Origin of the sequence: Enterobacter sp. BIDMC93 (assembly GCF_001037805.1) — a bacterium.
GTDB lineage: Bacteria > Pseudomonadota > Gammaproteobacteria > Enterobacterales > Enterobacteriaceae > Enterobacter > Enterobacter hormaechei_C.
Genome location: NZ_KQ089962.1, coordinates 2,151,561 through 2,171,510, shown reverse-complemented (window position 1 = coordinate 2,171,510; position 19,950 = coordinate 2,151,561). Strand labels below are relative to the sequence as shown.

The 19,950-nt window shown below is 55.3% G+C and carries 18 protein-coding genes; all 18 read right to left on the bottom strand.

The features are described 5' to 3' along the window. Positions 1-6: 6 nt before the first annotated feature. A complete protein-coding gene (locus tag SK58_RS10205; protein WP_045339090.1) occupies positions 7-1,002 on the bottom strand; it encodes an NAD-dependent epimerase/dehydratase family protein in 996 nt (331 codons plus the stop codon). 189 nt (positions 1,003-1,191) lie between these two features. Then, positions 1,192-2,583, bottom strand: coding sequence for a colanic acid biosynthesis protein WcaM (wcaM, locus tag SK58_RS10200; protein ID WP_032654200.1), 1,392 nt, complete (start codon positions 2,581-2,583; stop codon positions 1,192-1,194). Between the two features lie 12 nt (positions 2,584-2,595). Beyond that, entirely contained in the window at positions 2,596-3,816 is a 1,221-nt protein-coding gene (gene wcaL / locus SK58_RS10195; RefSeq protein ID WP_017383280.1) for a colanic acid biosynthesis glycosyltransferase WcaL, read from the bottom strand. After that, positions 3,813-5,093 (bottom strand): colanic acid biosynthesis pyruvyl transferase WcaK, encoded by a 1,281-nt coding sequence (gene wcaK, locus SK58_RS10190; protein WP_006811234.1) that lies wholly within the window; start codon positions 5,091-5,093, stop codon positions 3,813-3,815. Before wcaK ends, wcaL begins: the two co-directional genes overlap by 4 nt. A 15-nt stretch (positions 5,094-5,108) precedes the next feature. Further along, positions 5,109-6,587, bottom strand: a complete 1,479-nt coding sequence (gene wzxC, locus SK58_RS10185; RefSeq protein ID WP_047731857.1) for a colanic acid undecaprenyl disphosphate flippase WzxC — start codon at positions 6,585-6,587, stop codon at positions 5,109-5,111. Between the two features lies 1 nt (position 6,588). Continuing rightward, positions 6,589-7,983, bottom strand: a complete 1,395-nt coding sequence (gene wcaJ, locus SK58_RS10180) for an undecaprenyl-phosphate glucose phosphotransferase (RefSeq protein WP_006811236.1) — start codon at positions 7,981-7,983, stop codon at positions 6,589-6,591. Positions 7,984-8,111: 128 nt separating this feature from the next. Continuing rightward, positions 8,112-9,482, bottom strand: a complete 1,371-nt coding sequence (gene cpsG, locus SK58_RS10175) for a colanic acid biosynthesis phosphomannomutase CpsG (RefSeq protein WP_048219789.1) — start codon at positions 9,480-9,482, stop codon at positions 8,112-8,114. Positions 9,483-9,591: 109 nt separating this feature from the next. Then, positions 9,592-11,028 (bottom strand): mannose-1-phosphate guanyltransferase, encoded by a 1,437-nt coding sequence (gene cpsB / locus SK58_RS10170; protein WP_017693088.1) that lies wholly within the window; start codon positions 11,026-11,028, stop codon positions 9,592-9,594. Between the two features lie 3 nt (positions 11,029-11,031). Further along, positions 11,032-12,255: a colanic acid biosynthesis fucosyltransferase WcaI gene (wcaI, locus tag SK58_RS10165; protein ID WP_048219787.1), complete on the bottom strand. Its 1,224-nt coding sequence runs from the start codon at positions 12,253-12,255 to the stop codon at positions 11,032-11,034. Then, complete coding sequence (locus SK58_RS10160) at positions 12,252-12,731, bottom strand: GDP-mannose mannosyl hydrolase (RefSeq protein ID WP_065186924.1); 480 nt, start codon at positions 12,729-12,731, stop codon at positions 12,252-12,254. The genes wcaI and SK58_RS10160 overlap by 4 nt, the downstream gene beginning before the upstream one ends. A gap of 2 nt (positions 12,732-12,733) precedes the next feature. After that, entirely contained in the window at positions 12,734-13,699 is a 966-nt protein-coding gene (locus SK58_RS10155; RefSeq protein ID WP_015572377.1) for a GDP-L-fucose synthase, read from the bottom strand. A 2-nt stretch (positions 13,700-13,701) separates the two neighbouring features. Further along, positions 13,702-14,823 (bottom strand): GDP-mannose 4,6-dehydratase, encoded by a 1,122-nt coding sequence (gene gmd, locus SK58_RS10150; protein WP_003863514.1) that lies wholly within the window; start codon positions 14,821-14,823, stop codon positions 13,702-13,704. A 21-nt stretch (positions 14,824-14,844) separates the two neighbouring features. Then, positions 14,845-15,399: a colanic acid biosynthesis acetyltransferase WcaF gene (gene wcaF, locus SK58_RS10145; RefSeq protein ID WP_032671738.1), complete on the bottom strand. Its 555-nt coding sequence runs from the start codon at positions 15,397-15,399 to the stop codon at positions 14,845-14,847. Positions 15,400-15,415: 16 nt separating this feature from the next. Then, positions 15,416-16,162, bottom strand: coding sequence for a colanic acid biosynthesis glycosyltransferase WcaE (wcaE, locus tag SK58_RS10140; RefSeq protein WP_003863510.1), 747 nt, complete (start codon positions 16,160-16,162; stop codon positions 15,416-15,418). 16 nt (positions 16,163-16,178) lie between these two features. Further along, entirely contained in the window at positions 16,179-17,399 is a 1,221-nt protein-coding gene (gene wcaD / locus SK58_RS10135; protein ID WP_015572375.1) for a colanic acid polymerase WcaD, read from the bottom strand. Then, on the bottom strand, positions 17,374-18,591 hold the full coding sequence (gene wcaC / locus SK58_RS10130) for a colanic acid biosynthesis glycosyltransferase WcaC (protein WP_032669515.1): 1,218 nt from the start codon (positions 18,589-18,591) through the stop codon (positions 17,374-17,376). The genes wcaD and wcaC overlap by 26 nt, the downstream gene beginning before the upstream one ends. Then, positions 18,588-19,079 (bottom strand): colanic acid biosynthesis acetyltransferase WcaB, encoded by a 492-nt coding sequence (gene wcaB / locus SK58_RS10125; protein WP_003863505.1) that lies wholly within the window; start codon positions 19,077-19,079, stop codon positions 18,588-18,590. Before wcaB ends, wcaC begins: the two co-directional genes overlap by 4 nt. Beyond that, the gene (gene wcaA / locus SK58_RS10120; protein ID WP_017383272.1) at positions 19,079-19,921 is read right to left on the bottom strand and encodes a colanic acid biosynthesis glycosyltransferase WcaA; all 843 of its coding nucleotides are present in this window, start codon (positions 19,919-19,921) and stop codon (positions 19,079-19,081) included. Before wcaA ends, wcaB begins: the two co-directional genes overlap by 1 nt. Between the last annotated feature and the right edge of the window lie 29 nt (positions 19,922-19,950).

Genomic DNA, 19,950 nt, shown 5'->3' with positions numbered 1-19,950 from the left:
GAGGCATTATTCAGATACAAACGTGATGTCATCTTTCTTCTCATGAACGAACTCATACTTTAGCGTACGGTCCAGACCTTGAGATAAGGTATAAGGCGCTTTAAATCCAGAGCTGTGTACCTTGGTCGCGTCAAACTGTGTAGTTGCACAGAATTTCTTCACGCGCACAGAACTAATTGCATATTTCTTTCCGGTAACTTTGCTAAGAATATCAAAGCAATACCCACCTAACATTCCAAGCGGATAAGGGAGATGAACTGAAGGGATTTTTTTACTGAGACTCTTCTCAACTTCTGAAACTAGCTGATTCATATTCAGGTCTGGTTTGTCTACATAGTTATAGACATCGTAACCCGGTCTAACATTTGCCAGCTTAAATTTGATAAATTCAACAATGTTACCGACATAAGCCATTGACTTATAGTTGGTTCCAGCGCCTACCATGGCGAATTTACCCCCTGCAATTTGTTTAAGCAGGTTGTACACATTGCCACGGTTACGCTCACCAAAGATGACCGTAGGCCGGACAATTGTCAGGGATCTTTCCTCTGGAGCTTTATTAAACCACTCGCGCAGAACTTCTTCCGCTTGCCATTTGCTTTTGCCGTAATGGTTGAAAGGATCGTGCGGATGGGATTCGTCAGGGTTCACTTTGTTAAGGCCATACACGGCCACAGAACTGGTAAAAATAATGTTCTTAACGTTATTTTTTTCCATAGCAGACAGAACGTTACGCGTACCCTGCACGTTTACATCATAGTAGAGCGATGTTGGGCTTACGTCATCACGGTGTTCAGCAGCGAGCAGCACGACAGTCTCAAATCCAGCAAGCGCCTTATCGAGTTGCTCCTGATTACGAACATCACCAGAAACGGTGATGTCCGGGTAGAAATGACTCTGCTGTTTGTCAAAGTTAGTAACGTCAAACTCATTCCGAGTAATTTCGATCAATCGAGTCCCGACAAAACCAGATGCGCCAATAAACAAAACCTTATCGTTCATACACCACTCAATGCGTTATGTGTGTTTGGCAACCCCCCGGTAATCGCGTTCTTCCCTGAGGCACCGTTATTGATAAACTGAATATTGCAAAGTAATGCCATGGATTATAAACCTTAAAACCGCTGAATTCAGTAACAAATTTTTAGGGGTTACATCAGATTGAATCGCATACGCCTAAGGCTTCCACCATCACCTGTGCGGCAGCGCAAAATTCAACCGTTCCGTATTCACCACGTGTTGATCGACCCGATCAATATCCACCGAACTCTGCCCCTTTTCATTAACCGCTTTTATGTTCGCGAGCGACAACAGCGTCTCGTTTTTGGCCATAAACTTCCCACGCACGTCTTTGCGCAAGTCGAAGTTCATCTTAAGCGCTGGTCCCGTCGCTGACTCCTGCATCACGTTGATATTACGCAAGAAAAGGTGCTGTGGCTTGTTGTGCAGCTCAAGCGTTGCCCGCTGCATGTTGACGTTGGTGATGGCAACAAACGAGGTGGCATTGCCGGAGGAAATCTGTATCCCGCGCAGCTTATAGGCAAGCTGTCGGTTATCCAGGCGAATATCGTTAAGTTTGAAGTTTTGCGGTATCGACAGATAATCGCCCTTGATCACGCCATACCCGATTAACATTCCGGCGCTGTTCACCATATCGATATTATCAATAACGAAATTATCACAGCCATAAATAGCTACCGTCGCGTTATCAATTCCAGCCTTTTTACTGAAGTCGGGAGTAATATTGCTGGCCTTGATATTACGGATCACAAAGTGTTTACCGTTTTCAACATGGACCAACTGCCGACAGTTGCTGCCGGTGATATTTGCCACCACGAAGTTTTTAACGGTCTGCTGTTCCGGATAGTCATTGTCGTACGTGCTGCCAGCCAGCCCAATGCCTATCCCCCAGTTGATCTTGCCGTTTGTGCAGTTGATGTTATCGATCACGTGGTCAGAGATCAGGATGTTACGGTCGTTAATCGCCACGTTCCACTCAATCGCGTCACCCTGCAAATGGCTGAATTTACTGTTGGTTATGCGCGCACCGTCCACCTGATTATGAAAACCCTGGCGCAGAATGGCGTAGTTGGCCTGGCTCACGGCAATGCGATCGATAAGCAGGTTACGCATCACTCTCGGCTTTTTACCGCCGATGTAGATCTGGGTGACGGGGCCGAAGCCGCTCATCGCCAGCCCTTTAATGACACAGTCGGAGCCACGCACGTCCAGCGTAATGTTATGCGTGCGCCCCTCTCCTTCCCCAATGACCTTACAGCCTTCCTGGAGCACAAACCGCCCGCGGCCGTTGCCCTTCAGCGCACCGCGGATCAGCAGGGTTTTGCCATCAGGAATGAAAATGCCGGTATTGATGTTTTCACAGGTTAACCCGGCGGGAACAACAACGGTATCGCCCTCGGTAAATGCCTGCTTAAAGGCGGCGATCCAGTCGTTATTGTTGTAGCGATCGACAGAAACCGTCTTCCCGGTTGCCGCCCGCACAGCGCGGGGCGACAGCAGTGGCATGGCAGCCAGGACGGATAAAGAAGAGACAAATCGGCGTCGGGTAATCTTTTTCAGCATACAACCTCAGCGTTACAGCGTTTGCAGCAGGCTCGCTAACTGGCGATTAATCACCTGCTGATTAAATTCTGCTTCAACTTTTTGCCGCGCATTTTGCAGCACAGGGATCAGCGTCTGCTGATCGATATCACTGAACGCAGCCAGACGATCCGCCAGCGCCAGCGCATTGTTTTCAGGGACCAGCCAGCCGGAATGCTCAGAGGTGATCAGCTCAGGGATCCCGCTGTGCAGGGTCGAGACCACCGGAATGCCGACCGCCATCGCCTCCATCAGCGCCACGGGAATACCTTCCATATCGCCGTCGGCGCCGGTTACGGAAGGCAGCAGGAACACATCCGCGTCATCAAGCATGGCTTTCACTTCGTGGCTCGGCTTGAAGCCCGGCATCTCGACCACGTCTTCCAGCTGATACTGTTCAATCAGCGTGCGCAGGCGACGCTCCCACGGCCCGATGCCCAGGATGCGGTAGTGGAAGTCCACGCCGCGCGCCTTCAGCTGACGACAGGCTTCGATGGCTACGTGCAGCCCTTTCTTTTCGGTCAGGCGGGCAACAGAGATAATTTGCAGCGGCTTGCCCGGCACCTTGACCGGTCGCTGAGTGAAACGTTCCATATCCACGCCCATGCGTGAAACGGTGATTTTCTCGCTCGGGCACCCCATGGTTTTCAGGCGTCCGGCCCACAGGTTGCTTATTGGCAGCATCATGTCGCCACGGCGAAACAGCTGCTGATATTCCGGCGTGTAGTGGTTCAGTACTTCCCGGCTGGAGATGTCGATACCGTGGAAAATGGTTGCGATTTTGCCGTCAATCACCCCCAGCTCACGCAGTTTTGCCGCAGTTACGCCCGCCGGGCCAAAGTGGGCGATAAAGACATCGGCCCGGTACGGCTGGGCCGTTTGCCCGCAAATGGCGGAAAGGATCAGGTTGCGGGCCTCCGCCCCATAGCGCGACATATTCAGCGCCCGCCACGTCGAGGCGCGATGAAGGCCGCGCAGCGTCTGGCTGGCGCGATGGCGCAGTTTGTTCATTCGTCCGGTGGGTTCATCCTGCAACCAGCGGGTTTTCGCCTCCAGCCCATACCGGGTATACGCCGCATGGGTGTTTTGCGTATCGCCCTTTTGCAGTGCGATAATCTCCACGTCATACCCCATATCGATAAACGCGGTGATTTGGTTCAGCACAAAGGTTTCAGACGACAGCGGAAATTTCAGTAAGAAGAAACCAACCTTCATTTCCCCTCCCGGACGCGGTCGAGTACGGATTTCACCATGCCAATACCTTTTTCGCGTTCGGCTTTTACCGCCACCGCCAGACGTTCGTTGATCGCAGGCAGCTGGCCGAGCGTGTCGCCCACCATCGCCCCCAGAGATCCGTCCAGCAGATGACGAATATCGACGGCCATTTCCGGCATACCGAGCTGCTGCATAATGCCCGCAGACTTGTGCTCGTAGTTAATGGCGATGGCTGGCGTGCCGAAGTTCATCGAGATAATGGCCGAGTGCAGACGCGTGCCCACGGTCAGGTCGCAGGCGGAGAGCAGCTTGCCCATCTCCAGATCGTTCAGCTCGTCCATCACCACGTGATAGCGGGACGGATCGTTCACCAGGTTGCGCAAGTTGAGCGCCACCATACGGTCATCTTTGTTGTAGCTGTCGATACCGGTACAGGTGGAAAGCGCCAGCACCTGGTAACCGCTGTCCAGCACGCGGTTCACCACATCGGCAAAGGCTTTCTCGTACGCCGCCTGGGTCGTGCCGAGGCGTTTATCGAACGGCGCAAGTTCACGCAGGGTAATGGCGACGGTTTTCTGCTTTGCCGCCACGTCGAGCCAGTGCTGTACCGCGTAGCTGGCCTGGAAACTGTCATCCTGATGATCCACCAGCCAGGCGGTGTCCACACCGTGCTCCACTTTGGTGGTGTCGATTTCGCTGCGCTTCATCATGTCGAGGCTGACCGATTCACGCAGGATCAGCGCATCGCAGTGGCCGAAGACATAGTTCGCCAGCTGGTTAAACTGCGGATCCTGGAATGGCCCGACGCTGTGGCCGATCATAAACAGCGGCTTTTTCGCCATGAACGTACAAAGTGCATGCTCAAACTGTGGCACGCCGTAGAGATCGACGAAGAACGAACCGCCCACCTGAATAATGGCGTCATAGCCGGACAGCAGACGAACAAAATCGGTAAAGCCCTGCGCGATGGCAATGTTGCGCAGCTTGCCGGTGTCGGTCACGCGAGAAAGCAGCACCTGATGCTGGTAGCGGCGACGCAGCACTTTCTTCACGCGCCCCATCACGCCCGCGGCGTTGTTGTGCTGTTTCATCTGGCTGTAGAGCGGGTCGCCCATCACCGGGCGGTTCAGTAACCAGGATGAGCTGACCGGATAACGGCTCATCACATCCACTTCTGTCTCAGGCTTAAGGGTGTTAATTGCATCCAGTAAACCGCGCAGGATGGCGCTGTCGCCACGGTTGCCGCAGGTATGGTTGCCAAGAATAAGTAATTTCATAATGGCCTCGTAAAATTAGCCTGCGCGAAGCAGCGTTTTCATTTTTTCGTTACGGCAAAACTGGCGCTTCATCTCGACCACCAGCGCATTGCGTGACAGCACAATCATCACGGCGAACGCCAGTGCGCCTGCCGCGACCTGCACCGCAAGCAGCGCCGCCAGCGGCAGATGCCCGTTGAGCACCACGCCCAGGCCGTAGCTCACCGCAAGCGTCGGTAAGGAAAGATAGAACGGCAGCCACAGGCTGAGGATGTACTGACGGTAGCTGGAGCCCAGCACCGGTTTGATCATCACGAAGTAGCTCAGCACGGTATTGACGATTTGCACCAGCAGGAAGCCGAGCGTCACGCCAATGGCGCCCGCCATGTGGCCGCCCACAATAATTGCCGGAATAAACAGGAAGGTTTTAAACACGTTGAACTTGAAGCTGATATCCACGCGCGCCTTCGCCATTAGCAGAGAACCAATCGGGTTCCCCACCGAGCGCAGCAGCCCCACGACGCACAGCAGTTGCAGGATCGGGATGATGCTGTTCCACTTCTCGCCAAACACCAGCGGTACGAAATTGCTGGCGACCACCATCAGCCCCAGCAGCACCGGGAAGTTGATGATCCCCACGACGGAGAGCAGCTTGTAAAAGTTCACGCGCAGCTTTTCGGTATCGTCCTGAATTTTGGCGAACGCCGGGAACAGCACGCGGGTAATGATAGGGTTGAGCTTCATCGGCGGGACAACCGCGACGTTATACGCCAGGTTGTAGCCACCCGCGACGCTCGCGCCCAGAATGCGCGCCAGCACCAGCGTGGAGAGGTTAGTATTCACGTAGTTGATAATGCTGTCTGCCGTCAGCCACGCGCCGAAGCGCAGGTTGGATGAAACAGACGCCAGCGAAAAATGCAGCCCCGGGCGATAAATCTTACGGCCAAATAAGCCAAACAGCAGCGTGCGCACGGCAGAGTTAACCAGGTAGCCGAGGATGGCGGTCATCGCCAGCGGCCAGAAATGGGCGCTGACCACAGTGAAGGTAAAGCCCGCCAGTACGGCGCTGGTTTCAATCATGCCGATTTTGTTGAACTCCAGCTCTTTCTGCATCAGCGCGCGGAACTGCTGCCCGTGCGGGATCACCACGAAAGCGAACGACAGGGTGCGCATCAGCGGCGCCAGGTCCGGGTTATGCAGCACGCCGGCAATCACATCGCTCAGCAGGAACACCAGCACAAAGACGAAGATACCCAGCCCGACGTTCAGCCAGTAGAGGGTGGTCAGCTCCAGATGGCTGATCTCTTTGCGCTGGATAATGGAGTTGGCGATACCAAAGTCCGACAGCGTATCGGCCAGGGCGATAATCACCAGCGAGACGGTCAGCAGACCAAACTGGTGGTTATCGATAATGCGCGCCAGCACCGTCATCTGCACCAGGCCGAGGCCAATGATGACTATGGTGGCCATGGCTGACCATTTCGCGCCGCTGATGGTTTTTTCTCGTAAGCTCATCTTAGTACGCCGCTTTGTTCACGAAGCCTTTGAAAATGGTCAGAAAAACAATCTTGATATCGAACCAGAGGCTCCACTCGCGGATGTACTCCAGATCGAACTCGATACGTTTTTCCATTTTTTCCAGCGTGTCGGTCTCGCCGCGCCAGCCGTTGATCTGCGCCCAGCCGGTGATGCCTGGCTTCACCTTATGGCGCAGCATGTAGCCTTCAATCAGGGTGCGGTACTGCTCGTTATGGGCCACGGCGTGAGGACGAGGCCCGACGATGGACATCCCGCCGGTGAACACGTTGATGAACTGCGGCAGCTCATCGAGCGAGGTACGGCGCAGGAAGTTGCCCACGCGGGTGACGCGCGGATCGTTCTGCGTCGCCTGGGTCACCACCTTGTCGTTCTCCATCACCTTCATAGAGCGGAATTTCCACACCATGATCGGCTTACCGTCCATGCCGTAGCGGGTCTGACGGAAGATGATCGGCCCCGGCGAGCTGAGCTTCACCGCCAGCGCAATGCAGCACAGCACCGGGGAGATGAGCAGCAGGATCAGGGACGAAAGGACGATATCTTCCACGCGCTTCAGCACGCGGTTAATCCCCGACAGCGGCGTGTCGTACAGTGGAACAACCGGTACCCCGTTCACCTCTTCAATACGGGAGTGGAGAATATTGAAGGTGAAGACATCCGGGATGAGGATCACCGAGCAGGTGGTATCCGCCAGCTCGCGCATCAGTTTCTTGATGCGGGATTCATCTTTCATCTGCATGGCGATGTAGACGTTATGAATTTTGCCGGCTTTCGCATCGTCAATAAGCTGTTCGTAGTTACCTGCCCAGTCGGACGGCACGCCGCCGGGCTTCGCGTCGTGATAAATCCCGACCACTTCAAAACCTAACCACGGCTCTTTGCGGAAGCTGTCGAGCAGCACCTGCCCCACCGGCAGGTCGCCCGCCACGGCAACGAAGCGACGGTTATACCCGCGGTTGCGCAGCCAGCCCGCGCCAAAGCGGATCAGCGAGCGGCAGACCACCATGCCAATGCTGGTTAACAGATACCAGCAGAGATAGGTCACAAGACGGTTATCAAAATCATGGCTGAACGCCACCAGCCCTGCGCTGAAAACCAGGCTTAAGGTCCAGTTCTGGAGCAGCAGCATCAGTTCGGTGGTCATTTTGACGCCGCGCCATGAACGATAGAAATCGGTCATGCCGCCGATCATCTGAAACACCACCAGCGCAATCAACGCCATCAGCAAGTGCATGTATAAGAACGACTGCCCGCTGACCCAACACACCGCCCACAGTCCGCCGACCATGATGGTGATATCAGAAAAACGCTGCACCATAGAGATTAACGATGCATTCGTTCTCGCTCGTTCGCGCTTTTTTAGATTTGTCATCGTTGTTCCTTTAGTTCTAAACCTTACCCCTCGCCCCTCACCCCGGCCCTCTCCCCAAAGGGGAGAGGGTGTTCAAGTTCCCTCTCCCCTTTGGGGAGAGGGTTAGGGTGAGGGGTAAGGTTTTCTTTTTACTGATTCAACAGCGCCAGAATGTCCTTCGTTCGGGCTTCCATCAGCGCGGTATCGGCGCGGGACTCCACGTTCAGGCGCACCACCGGCTCGGTATTGGAGGAGCGCAGGTTGAAGCGCCACTGCGGGAACGCCATGCTGATACCGTCGGTACGGTCAATCTCCAGCGCATGAATGGCAAAGTGGTGCTCTACGCGGGCAATGGCCTCAGCGGGCTGCGCCAGTTTGCTGTTGATCTCCCCGCTCGCCGGGAACGCCGCCATGCGGTCGCGCACCAGTTCGCCCAGGCTCTTCCCTTTCAGGCACAGCAGCTCAGTCACCAGCAGCCACGGGATCATCCCGCTGTCGCAGTAGGCAAAATCACGGAAATAGTGGTGGGCGCTCATCTCGCCGCCGTAGATGGCGTCTTCCTCACGCATACGCTCTTTGATAAACGCGTGGCCGGTTTTGGACATCACCGGCTCGCCGCCCGCGGCCTTCACCACGTCGACGGTGTTCCAGGAAAGACGCGGATCGTGAATGATTTTCGCCCCCGGGTTTTTCTCGAGGAACGCTTCCGCCAGCAGGCCAACGATGTAGTAGCCTTCGATAAACTGCCCTTTCTCGTCGAACAGGAAGCAGCGGTCGAAATCGCCGTCAAAGGCGATACCCATATCGGCGCCGTGCTCAATCACCGCGTTGCGGGTGTCGTCGCGGCACTCCGGCAGCAGCGGGTTAGGAATACCGTTCGGGAAGTTGCCGTCAGGCGTGTTGTGCACTTTGACGAAGGTCACCGGCACGTTCAGCGCCTTAAAGCGTGCTTCAAGTGCATCGACAACCGGGCCTGCCGCGCCGTTGCCGGAGTTAATCACCAGCTTCAGCGGTTTGAGGTTCGCCACGTTGATGTAGCCCAGCAGGTGGTCGATGTACTCTTTTTGCAGGTTAATCTGCTTATAGCTGCCGCGTGTGGCTTCATTCACCGGCGGGAAGTCGCTGGCCTCGGCCAGACGCTGCACGTCACGCAGGCCGGTGTCACCGCTGATAGGACGCGCGCCCTTGCGCACCAGCTTCATGCCGTTGTAGTCCATCGGGTTATGGCTGGCCGTCACTTCGATACCGCCGTCCACGCCCAGGTGGAAGGTGGCAAAATAGATCTCTTCGGTACCGGAAAGGCCAATGTCCAGCACATCGACGCCCGCGTCCTGTAGCCCTTTCGCCAGCGCCAGCTTCAGGGATTTGCTGGTCAGACGCACGTCGCCGCCCAGCACGATAGTTTTTGGTTTCAGGTATTCGCCGTACGCGCGGCCGATGCGCCACGCAATGTCTTCGTTCAGCTCTTCGCCCAGCTTGCCGCGAATATCGTAGGCTTTAAAACAGGTTAATTTTTCCATGATGACCCCTTTTTCAGGCAACAGTTGGCCCTGACCATGTAATGGCCAAATTTATTTTTGTCATTCGTAGGCCCGGAAAGCGCAGCGCCACCGGGCATGATGCGGAGTGCTACACGCGCCCGTAGCGATCCTGGAAGCGGATGATGTCGTCCTCTTCCAGATAGGAGCCGGAACGCACCTCAATTAAGTCGAGCGGAATTTTCCCCGGGTTCTCCAGACAGTGCGTCGCCCCCAGCGGAATATAAATGGACTCGTTTTCACCGAGCAGCTTCACTTCACCGTCGATGGTCACTTTGGCGGTCCCCGCCACCACCACCCAGTGTTCGGCGCGGTGATGGTGCATCTGCACCGACAGCCCTTCTCCCGGCTTCACGGTGATGCGTTTCACCTGGTAACGCTCGCCGGCGTCGATGGAGTCATATTTGCCCCACGGGCGGTAGACTTCGCGGTGAATATGGTGTTCGTGGCGGCCATCGGCCTTGATCTGCTCCACCACTTTTTTAACGTCCTGCACGGCATTACGGTCGGCAATCAGCACCGCGTCTTTGGTCTGCACGACCACCAGATCCTTCACCCCTACCGTGGTGACGAGGCCAGATTCGGCGTAGACGTAGCTGTTTTCCGTTTTGTGGCTGATCACATCCCCGTGATGGACGTTACCCTCCGGGGTATGCGCGCTGATCTCCCACAGTGACGACCAGGAGCCGACGTCGCTCCAGCCCGCATCCATCGGTACCACTACCGCATCTGCCGTACGTTCCATTACCGCATAGTCAATGGACTCTTCCGGACAGGCGAGGAAGGCTTCTTCGTCCACGCGGATAAAATCGAGATCCGGATCCACCACCGCCATCGCTTTTTCGCAGGCGCGCAAGATATCCGGGCGATATTTTTCCAGCTCTTCCAGGTAGCGACCGGCGCGGAACAGGAACATACCGCTGTTCCAGTAGTATTCCCCGCTGGCCACGTACGCCTGCGCGGTTTCCAGATTCGGTTTTTCGACAAACTGCGCCACGTCAAAGGCCACGCTGTCGCCTTCACCAGGCGTAACGCTGCCGCGGCGAATGTAGCCATAGCCGGTTTCCGGGAGATCCGGCACGATGCCGAAGGTCACCAGCTTGCCGTTCTCAGCGTAAGGAATCGCGGCGCGTACCGCGTCGCGGAAGGCCTCTTCCTGCTGGATGACGTGGTCAGCCGCCAGCACCAGCATCAGCGGGTCGCAGTCCGGGCTGCTGCGTTTTGCCGCCAGCGCCGCGAGGGCAATGGCAGGCGCCGTGTTGCGTCCGGCAGGTTCCAGAATGATATTTTCGGTCAGTTTGTTCAGCTGGCGCAGCTGCTCGGCAACGATAAAGCGGTGCTGTTCGTTACAGATCACCACCGGGCTTTCACACTCCACGCCGTGCAGACGGTTAACCGTCGTTTGCAGCATGGTGAGGTCGCCTTTCAGGCACAGAAATTGTTTTGGATAAAGCACGCGGGACAGTGGCCACAACCGGCTCCCGGATCCACCCGCCATTACGACCGGATACAAAGTGGTTTGACTCATGATTTATCCCCGTATATCTGCAATAAATTGGCTCAGCACGTTCTCTTTCTCGAGCGTGCGTTCGGCATATTCACGTGCCACCGTGTTCTCTTTTGGCATGGCGAGTGCCTGCTCAATTCCGGTCACCAGCGCAGGAACCGATTCCGGCTCCACACAAACGGCAATGCCCGGGTAGGTGTTGCACAGCTGGCCTAATTCTGTTGCGGCTTCTGCCGTAATCACCGCGTTTCCGCCCACTGCCAGAATGTTGGTCAGCTTGGACGGCAGCACCGCATCCGCCGCGCCGCGTTTTTGCACCACCAGATGGCAATCCGCCATTTTCAGCAGCGCGGGCAGCGCGTCATAAGACTGAAGCGGGAAGAAGCGGATGTTGGTCAGTCCGCGCTCGCTGGCCATTTTTTCCAGCCGCGCTTTACCGCCGCCCTGCCCGACTATCACGAACATCCACGGGTGTTCGCTCAGCTGAAGCGCGGCGTCAATCACGCTCTCCAGCCCCTGTTTTTCGCCGATGTTGCCTGAGTAAAGAATGATTTTTTGCTCAGCAGGCAACCCGAGCTGCGCGCGTAACGCCTGCGCATCCTGGTCTGTCACATCGCGGAAGCGCGCCACTTCGGACCAGTTCGGAAAGAAGATCATTTTTTCCGCCGGGACGCCCTTCTCCTGCGCCTTGTTCATCATTGAGCGCGAAATGGTCGAGACGTAATCCACGTTGTGCAGGCCGCTGCGCTCAAAGGCGCTGGCGAGCTTCGCCACCTTGCCGCCCTTGCCTTTCCCGGCCATCCCCAGCCCGAGCATGGCGTCCACTTCATAATCCTGAATGTGCAGCAGGGTGCGCGCGCCGGAGAGTTTGCCCAGCAGGCGCATGCCTGGCGTACAGAACAGCGTCGGCACCACGCCGATGATGCGATCCGGCTTCCAGCGACGCTGCGCCATCAGCGGGAAGAAACTGCTCAGGGCAAAGCTGCCCAGATGAATTAAACGTTTCAGCGTCGAGGGCTGTTTCGGCACGTAGAGCGGGCAGCGCCAGACGGTCGCGGCGCCCTCTTCGCGGCGGTAGCGCCAGCTGGAATAGCGTTCGCCTACCTTCCACTCCGGGTAATACGGCGGGGCAGTAATCACCCGCACGTCATGTCCCTGGCTCGCCATCCACTCGACCATCTCGCCGGTGTATTTCCCGATACCGGTAAGCTCCGGCGAGTAGTTAATTCCGTAGACGAGGATTTTCATAGACCTGGCACCTCGGCCTGACGTTCCGCAAGGAAGTACGCCCGACTGTTGTCATGGACGTTGTCGCTTGCCAGCAGCGCCTCTGGCGTTAACCAGCGGTAATCGTCATGCTGAGAATCAGGCAGACGCAGGTCTGCCTCACTCACCTTCAGGCGGAACCCCAGCACGATGTAGTGCGTGGTGAACCCGGTGCCTGAAAAGTTATCGTCATAGAAGTGCTGCCAGACCCCGTAAAACTGGCCTGCTGCCATCGGCAGTTGCAGGCCCAGTTCCGCCAGAGTGAGACGCTCAAACGCATCGGTAAGCGTCTCATCCTTCTGCACGCGCCCGCCGGGCACGAACCAGAAGCCCTGTGCAGGACGATTGGTTCGTTTCCCCAGCAAGAACTCGCCGCGTTCGTTCTCCACGATCAAATCGATTGAGATCAGCGGAGTGGAACGCACTACCGTGGCAAAATCTTCCTGACTTAAAAACATCATTACCCCCGGAAGCGGTGCTGGTTTTCCAGGAACCACTGGTAGGTGCTGGCCAGCCCCTGCTCCAGTGAGACCTCGTGATACCAGCCCAGCTGATGCAGACGGGTCACGTCCAGCAGCTTGCGCGGCGTGCCGTCCGGTTTGGTGGCGTCAAACACCACGCGTCCTTTGTAGCCCACCACCTGCGCGATGGTCTGCGCCAGCTCGCGAATGGTGCAGTCCACGCCGGTCCCGACGTTAATGTGCGACAGCATCGGCTCGGTGTTTTCCTGCCACACCTCGCGATCCAGCTCCATGACGTGAATGCTGGCCGCCGCCATGTCGTCCACGTGCAGGAACTCACGCATTGGCGTACCGCTGCCCCACACCACCACGTCCGGGGCGTTTTCGGCAGTCGCCTCGTGGAAACGACGCAGCAGCGCCGGGATCACGTGCGAATTGCTCGGGTGGAAGTTGTCGTGCGGTCCGTACAGGTTGGTCGGCATCACCGAGCGATAGTCGCGGTTATACTGACGGTTGTAGGATTCACACAGCTTGATCCCGGCAATTTTGGCAATCGCATACGGCTCGTTGGTGGCTTCAAGCGTGCCCTGCAACAGTTCGCTCTCGGCGATCGGCTGCTTCGCCATTTTCGGGTAGATACAGGATGAGCCGAGGAACAGCAGCTTATTCACGTTGTGCAGATGCGCCGCGTGAATGATGTTGCTCTCAATCATCATGTTCTCGTAGATGAAATCCGCCGGATAGGTGTTGTTAGCGACAATGCCGCCCACCTTCGCCGCCGCCAGGTACACCTGGTCGATACGTTCGCTGGCGAAGAAGTCCTGCACCGCTTTGCTGTCAAGCAGGTTCAGCTCGTCGCGGGTGCGAACAATCACTTCAACGTCGCCGCGCTGTTCCAGCTGGCGAACAATCGCGGAACCCACCATTCCGCGATGACCGGCGACAAAAATACGTTGTTTTGTCATTCTCAGGACTCCAGCGCGATGGCAACCTCGTAGCCATGAGACTTGAGCAGGGAGTGTTTTTTCGCTGCTTCAAGATCTTTGGCCACCATCTCGGATACCATTTCTTGCAGGGTGGTTTCGGGTTTCCAGCCCAGTTTCTCGTGCGCTTTGGTTGGGTCGCCCAGCAGGGTTTCCACTTCAGCAGGACGGAAGTAACGCGGATCAACCTGGACAATCACGTCGCCAGGCTTCACGCCCGGTGCGTCGTGGCCGGTCACGGAAACAACGATACCCTTCTCTTCCACGCCGGTGCCTTCGAAGCGCAGCTTGATGCCCAGCTGTGCCGCAGCCATCTCAACGAACTGACGTACGGAGTACTGCACGCCGGTCGCGATCACGAAGTCTTCTGGCTGTTCCTGCTGCAACATCATCCACTGCATTTTCACGTAGTCTTTCGCATGGCCCCAGTCACGCAGGGAATCCATGTTGCCGAGGTGCAGGCAAGACTCCAGGCCCTGAGCGATGTTGGCGATCGCGCGGGTGATTTTTCGGGTCACGAAGGTTTCGCCGCGACGCGGAGATTCGTGGTTGAACAGAATGCCGTTACAGGCGTACATGCCGTAGGATTCACGGTAGTTCACGGTGATCCAGTAAGCGTACAGTTTCGCCACAGCGTACGGAGAACGCGGGTAGAACGGCGTGGTCTCTTTCTGCGGAATTTCCTGCACCAGACCGTACAGCTCAGAGGTAGATGCCTGGTAGAAGCGGGTTTTCTTCTCAAGACCAAGGAAGCGAATCGCTTCCAGCAGACGCAGCGTACCCATCGCATCCACGTCAGCGGTGTACTCCGGGGACTCGAAGGAAACCGCAACGTGGCTCATTGCCCCCAGGTTGTACACTTCGTCCGGCTGTACTTCTTGCAGGATGCGGGTCAGGTTGGAGGTATCGGTCAGGTCGCCGTAGTGCAGATGGAATTTCGGGTTTGCCGCATGCGGATCCTGGTAAATGTGATCGACACGCTCGGTGTTGAATGAAGAGGCACGACGCTTAATACCGTGAACTTCATACCCTTTTTCCAGCAGCAATTCTGCCAGGTAAGAACCATCTTGTCCGGTAACGCCGGTGATGAGAGCGACTTTAGACATGTTTATATTCCTCTGTACTTATCAAAGTTTTTCAGTTTCAACGCGTTCGCGTATCACCACTGCGGGGTTGCCACGGCAAATTTTATTTGCCGGTAGCGATTTAAAAACGCTGCTGCGGGCACCGACTACCGTGCCATCGCCAACAGAAACACCGGGTGCAACAAAGACATCTGTTGCCAGCCAGCATTTTTCACCAATCACAATTGGCGAAGCGGTAATATCAAAATGCGGGCTCATAAAATCGTGGCTGCCGGTGCACAAATAACACTTCTGTGAAACCACCGAATTTGCGCCAATCGTAATCTCGCCAAGGGTATATAACACCGCGTCATCCCCAACCCAGGCGTAATCCCCAAGCGTTAATTTCCAGGGATAAGTAATTTTCACCGAAGGTCGAATGACTACGTTTTTTCCTATTTTTGCGCCAAACAGACGCAGTAAAAATGCGCGCCAGCGGTACAGTATTTGCGGCGACCAGGCAAATAACGTTGCCTGTACAGCCCACCACAGTTGAACTTTAATACCGCTCCCGCCCCGAAAACCTTTCGGCACGGAGAATCCATTTAATTCCTGCATTACGTTTCCTTATATCTCAGGCTTTGTTATATAAGGCTTTCGCTTTACCCGTCGTTTTCAGACGTAAGAAATAAGATAATTCCGCCCAGAACCCCGGCACGCGTAATATTTTACGCTGCACGTTTTTGGCATCCTGGCACAGTTCCAGATTATTCGAGGTTGACACGCCACCCATTGAAAATTCAGATACCAGTCCTTTAATTCGACGGAACGGGTAGCCAGATTTGTACAGGCTGGCGGCCAGGGCATAATCTGATGACACTTTATAGCGCAAATCGTAAGGCTGTTTTTTCAGGCCGCTCATTGGGAAGAAAATAGCCTGATGGCTGGCCGGCAGGCTGTGGTAGATATACCAGCCTGGTTTCGCGCCGCGCAGCACTTTTTTCCCCTCGCCGAAATCAAGCAGCGCATCACCAATAAACATGGCATCTTCTTTCTGGCGTGCCAGTTGACGGGCAAACAGCGCCACATCTTCATGGAACACATCGCCGGAATTGAGGAAGATCGCGTAACGCCCCTGCGCCATGTTGATGCCTTTATTCATGGCATCGTAAATACCTTTATCTTTCTCGCTGATGTAACGTAAGTTGAACTCACCGTTGAGTTTTTCCAGGAACTCCGCCGTGCCGTCGTTCGAGCCGCCATCGACCACGATCCACTCAAAGGTGAGGCTCGGATCGCGCGCCAGGTTGCGCAGCGAGCGCCAGGTTTTTACCACCCCTTCGTAGTTACGAAAGGCGACAGTAATGACGCTAAGAAACATAAATCACCTCATTTCGTCATACGCTCGTAATATTCAGTGCTTTGCGCAAAATAAACGGACATACAATTAAGAATGCATATTCCGGGCTAAATATTGACCCGGTAAAAAACAACGACACCGGTGTGAACAGATAAAGTTGCACGCGAAAGTTCTGGTTATCACCAAACGCGTTAATCATCATTTTGAAAACTTTAAACAGATACCACAGTGTCAACAGTACGGCGAACCAGGAAAAATAGATAATTAACAGATACAGACCATTGTCTATGGTTTTACCGACATCCGCACCGTTAAAGATTCCGAATGATGCAACATATTCGTAAAGTGAGCCGAATCTTACTACGCCATCAATATGGGTTAAGGAATAACCCACCATCACCAGTGGACCAATGATGCGATAATAGGACGACGAACCTTCCGTTCCCAAATCACCCAGACGTTCAGAAATGTACGGAAACGCAAATATTACGCCCACTAGAAATACCGTCAGAGAGATTATCGCCAGCGGCAGTTTTTTCTTAATCGCCTCTTTGTTCAGGTACTGGAACGCCCACTCCAGCAGGTAAAACAGAATAAACGTCATTACCCCGGAGAACGACCCTGACAGAACGATTCCTGCAAGAATCATAGCATCGGTCTTGGGGGTTTTGATACCGAACTGTTTGATGCTGAGCCAAATTGAGATTAATGCCAGAGCAAAAAACGCCGGTTCAAAATAGAGCGCGGTTGTACGCTTGCCACCAAACTTAATGAAGTTCAGTACATAGCTGTTACTGTATATAAGATATTTCGAAATTATTTCCATCAGGCTACTGCCGCCTGTGAGAATAATTTGCGCCATCTCCATTGCCGCAAGCACAACAATCAGCCCGACGACAATATAAAAGAACCTGAGGATTTTCCTATAATTGTGCGGAGAAATAGTTTTAAAGCGAATACTCCACACCATGCCAATAATGATAACGATATAAACAAACAGCATGGTGGAGGTGACATATTTGCTGGCGTCCAGCGACTGACCAAAGATGTAGTTAAACGCCGTCAGACCAAACCCGATGCCCAGTGAAATCATCAGCTTTTTGAGGTTAAGCTTGTCAACGTAAAGCAACAGCAGAACCGGCAGGAAGGTGACGATAGTGATCGGGAAGCTTTCACCGAGCTGGGCAATCTTAACGTTGACCAGCAGGTAGATCAGCGGCAGCAGCAGATAACTACAGATTCTGATAGAACGAGACATACTCCTCCAGCATCTGTTGTCCACTGTACGCTTTGCGGCTACGGTTGCGGAACGATTCCAGGTCCGTGCCAAAAACAGCCTGCGCGATATCGGCCTTCGACAACTGCACCAGCGGCAGCACCTCATTTTCACTGAAGGTTTTACCGCCGGATTTCTCCAGCACTTCCCGCGCGGCGTCGCTGTGGGTGGCAATCACCGGTACGCCGATGGAGAGCGCTTCGCACAGGATCAGCGGGTAGTTGTCCACGCGGGAGCTGAACACCAGCGCGTCCATACCGTTCAGCGCGCTCATCAGTTTGCGCTTGTCGGTTTCAAACCCGTGGTTCACCACGTTAGCGCCATCAAACGGCGAGAATTTGCCAAAGGTATGCAGCTCAATTTTGTCGCCGAGCGCCATCATGTCGCGCACCAGCTGCTGGTTGGTTTTGCCGTCGTAGCGCAGGTCATGGGCGACGACCGCAATTTTCGGCTTACCGGGGGTAACGGCTACGGGCATCAGTTCGGCCAGGATCGCTTCCGTTGCCACATCAATACCGTTGTTGATGATCTGGCAGCGCCCTGCTCCGTACAGGCTATTAAAAGCGTCCGCCACGTGCTGGCTTGGGGAGATAAAGGTGCAGCCGAGCGAGAGCATATCGCGGAACAGCTGACGCTTACCCTCAACCAGCTGATGCGCGCGATCGACCTTCACCGGCGGGTAGTTGCTGAGCGTAGGGCATTTCTGGCAGTTATCTTTCCAGCCTTCGCAGCCGTCGGTAAAGGCGCAACGTCCGGTCACGCTCCAGTGGTCGTGCAGCGTCCAGACAAATCGGGTATCCGGCTTGTGCGCCTTCACCTTGCCACAAAACGCCACCACCTCCTCCAGATTCAGCCAGTAGCTGTGCAGCACGTGGAAGTGCAGCACAACCGGGCCGCGAGTGCGGGTGACGGTGCGGTAGAGATTATTCAGGTTGCCGAACAGGTCGCGGTTAAACAGGCGGAACAGCGCAATATTGGCGATGGAGGTCAGACGTGGCGTCTGCTTCAGCACCTGCGGATAGTTATCATGGCTGACGCTTTTCTTGCCGCCTTTACCGTAACCGTAAACAAAGCGCGACTGGAGTCCTTTTTGCAGCGCGCGCTGGTGCAGATCCAGCGCTACGCCTGCCGCCCCGCCCTCTGCGAGGCGTACGTTAAATTGCAGAATGTTCATTTAATCACCTTCACGCGGGCTTTCTCGCCCACCACCAGCGCGTTGTCCGGAATGCTGTCCAGCACCACGCTGCCTGCGCCAATTGTCACGTTATTGCCCACGGTAATGTCCCCGATCATCACCACGTTGGCGCCCAGCTCGACGTTATTGCCAATCACCGGGCAGGCCAGGCTGTCTGGCCCGCGGTTGCCGATTGTCACCCCGTGGCGAATGGTGAAATCATCACCCGCGACGACGAACTTGTTGATGACCACCGCATAGCCGTGATGAATGGTAAAGCGGCGGCCAATGGTGGCAGCGGCCTGAATTTCATAGCCAAAAAAGCATTCGGTGATGATGCGGTACAGCACCAGCACCGGCGCGGCCCAGATATTGTTCAGCACATTTTTTTTGCGCCACACCGAGCAAAAGTGCGCAATACGGTAGGCCAGAACCATGCAGCACGGGCGCAGGCTCCAGCTGTTAGCGCGGCAATCTTCCAGAAACATTATTTCCCCCGAAGCCCGTCAGCCAGACGCTTGCCGTTACGTACCGACAGCAGCGTCAGCAGCGTGCGCCAGTTCATGCGCTTATTACGGATCTGATACAGGGTGAAGAGCTGATACTTCCGGCTGGCACGGTCAAACTTGTCCTTGTGCTTGCGGTAAAAATGGAAGTAGCCCGAGAATTTCTTCGGCGACGAGGTGATTTGCATCTCCCCGTGATTGATGTGCAGGATCTGCGTGGCCTCTTCCACCTTCCACGGCTCGCCGTACTCCACCACCATCCGCAGGAAGATGTCGTAATCCTGCGCGGCCTTCAGCTCGGTATCGAACAGGCACTCCTTAAAGCGCCATGCCCAGGTAAACACCTGATTGCCGATAATGTTGCGCTTGTAGAACAGGCGGCGGGAATACGGTGATTTCGGATACAGCGGCAGGCTGGCCGGCTGCGAATAGACCTCGCCCTGGCAGACATAGTCGTTGGCATACAGGAACGCGTGGGTCACCAGCTGCGCTTTGTGCGACAGGAAGATCGACAGACGGTTTGGCGTCCATTCGTCATCGTCGTCGATACCGGTCAGATACTGCCCTTTCGCCTGCATAATCGCCTGGTTGCGCACCGCGCACGCCCCGGAGTTGATAGCGTTGTGGGTGTACACCACGCGCGGGTCGTTCAGGTCTTCGACAAATTTTTGCAGCTGTTCGTAAGAGGAGGAACAGTCATCCACGATAATCAGTTCCCAGTTATCGTAATCCTGACGCAGGACCGATTTAATCGCGCGGATCGCCAGCTGCTGACGATTCCATGTCGGCATATAGATAGAAATCAAAGGGCGTTGTGTGGTCATGGTCTTCCCCTTATCCCTCACCCCGACCC

Coding starts and splice junctions, on each gene's coding strand:
- SK58_RS10205 (WP_045339090.1), bottom strand. CDS start 1,002: ATGAACGATAAGGTTTTGTTTATTGGCGCATCTGGTTTTGTCGGGACT.
- wcaM (WP_032654200.1), bottom strand. CDS start 2,583: ATGCTGAAAAAGATTACCCGACGCCGATTTGTCTCTTCTTTATCCGTC.
- wcaL (WP_017383280.1), bottom strand. CDS start 3,816: ATGAAGGTTGGTTTCTTCTTACTGAAATTTCCGCTGTCGTCTGAAACC.
- wcaK (WP_006811234.1), bottom strand. CDS start 5,093: ATGAAATTACTTATTCTTGGCAACCATACCTGCGGCAACCGTGGCGAC.
- wzxC (WP_047731857.1), bottom strand. CDS start 6,587: ATGAGCTTACGAGAAAAAACCATCAGCGGCGCGAAATGGTCAGCCATG.
- wcaJ (WP_006811236.1), bottom strand. CDS start 7,983: ATGACAAATCTAAAAAAGCGCGAACGAGCGAGAACGAATGCATCGTTA.
- cpsG (WP_048219789.1), bottom strand. CDS start 9,482: ATGGAAAAATTAACCTGTTTTAAAGCCTACGATATTCGCGGCAAGCTG.
- cpsB (WP_017693088.1), bottom strand. CDS start 11,028: ATGAGTCAAACCACTTTGTATCCGGTCGTAATGGCGGGTGGATCCGGG.
- wcaI (WP_048219787.1), bottom strand. CDS start 12,255: ATGAAAATCCTCGTCTACGGAATTAACTACTCGCCGGAGCTTACCGGT.
- SK58_RS10160 (WP_065186924.1), bottom strand. CDS start 12,731: ATGTTTTTAAGTCAGGAAGATTTTGCCACGGTAGTGCGTTCCACTCCG.
- SK58_RS10155 (WP_015572377.1), bottom strand. CDS start 13,699: ATGACAAAACAACGTATTTTTGTCGCCGGTCATCGCGGAATGGTGGGT.
- gmd (WP_003863514.1), bottom strand. CDS start 14,823: ATGTCTAAAGTCGCTCTCATCACCGGCGTTACCGGACAAGATGGTTCT.
- wcaF (WP_032671738.1), bottom strand. CDS start 15,399: ATGCAGGAATTAAATGGATTCTCCGTGCCGAAAGGTTTTCGGGGCGGG.
- wcaE (WP_003863510.1), bottom strand. CDS start 16,162: ATGTTTCTTAGCGTCATTACTGTCGCCTTTCGTAACTACGAAGGGGTG.
- wcaD (WP_015572375.1), bottom strand. CDS start 17,399: ATGTCTCGTTCTATCAGAATCTGTAGTTATCTGCTGCTGCCGCTGATC.
- wcaC (WP_032669515.1), bottom strand. CDS start 18,591: ATGAACATTCTGCAATTTAACGTACGCCTCGCAGAGGGCGGGGCGGCA.
- wcaB (WP_003863505.1), bottom strand. CDS start 19,079: ATGTTTCTGGAAGATTGCCGCGCTAACAGCTGGAGCCTGCGCCCGTGC.
- wcaA (WP_017383272.1), bottom strand. CDS start 19,921: ATGACCACACAACGCCCTTTGATTTCTATCTATATGCCGACATGGAAT.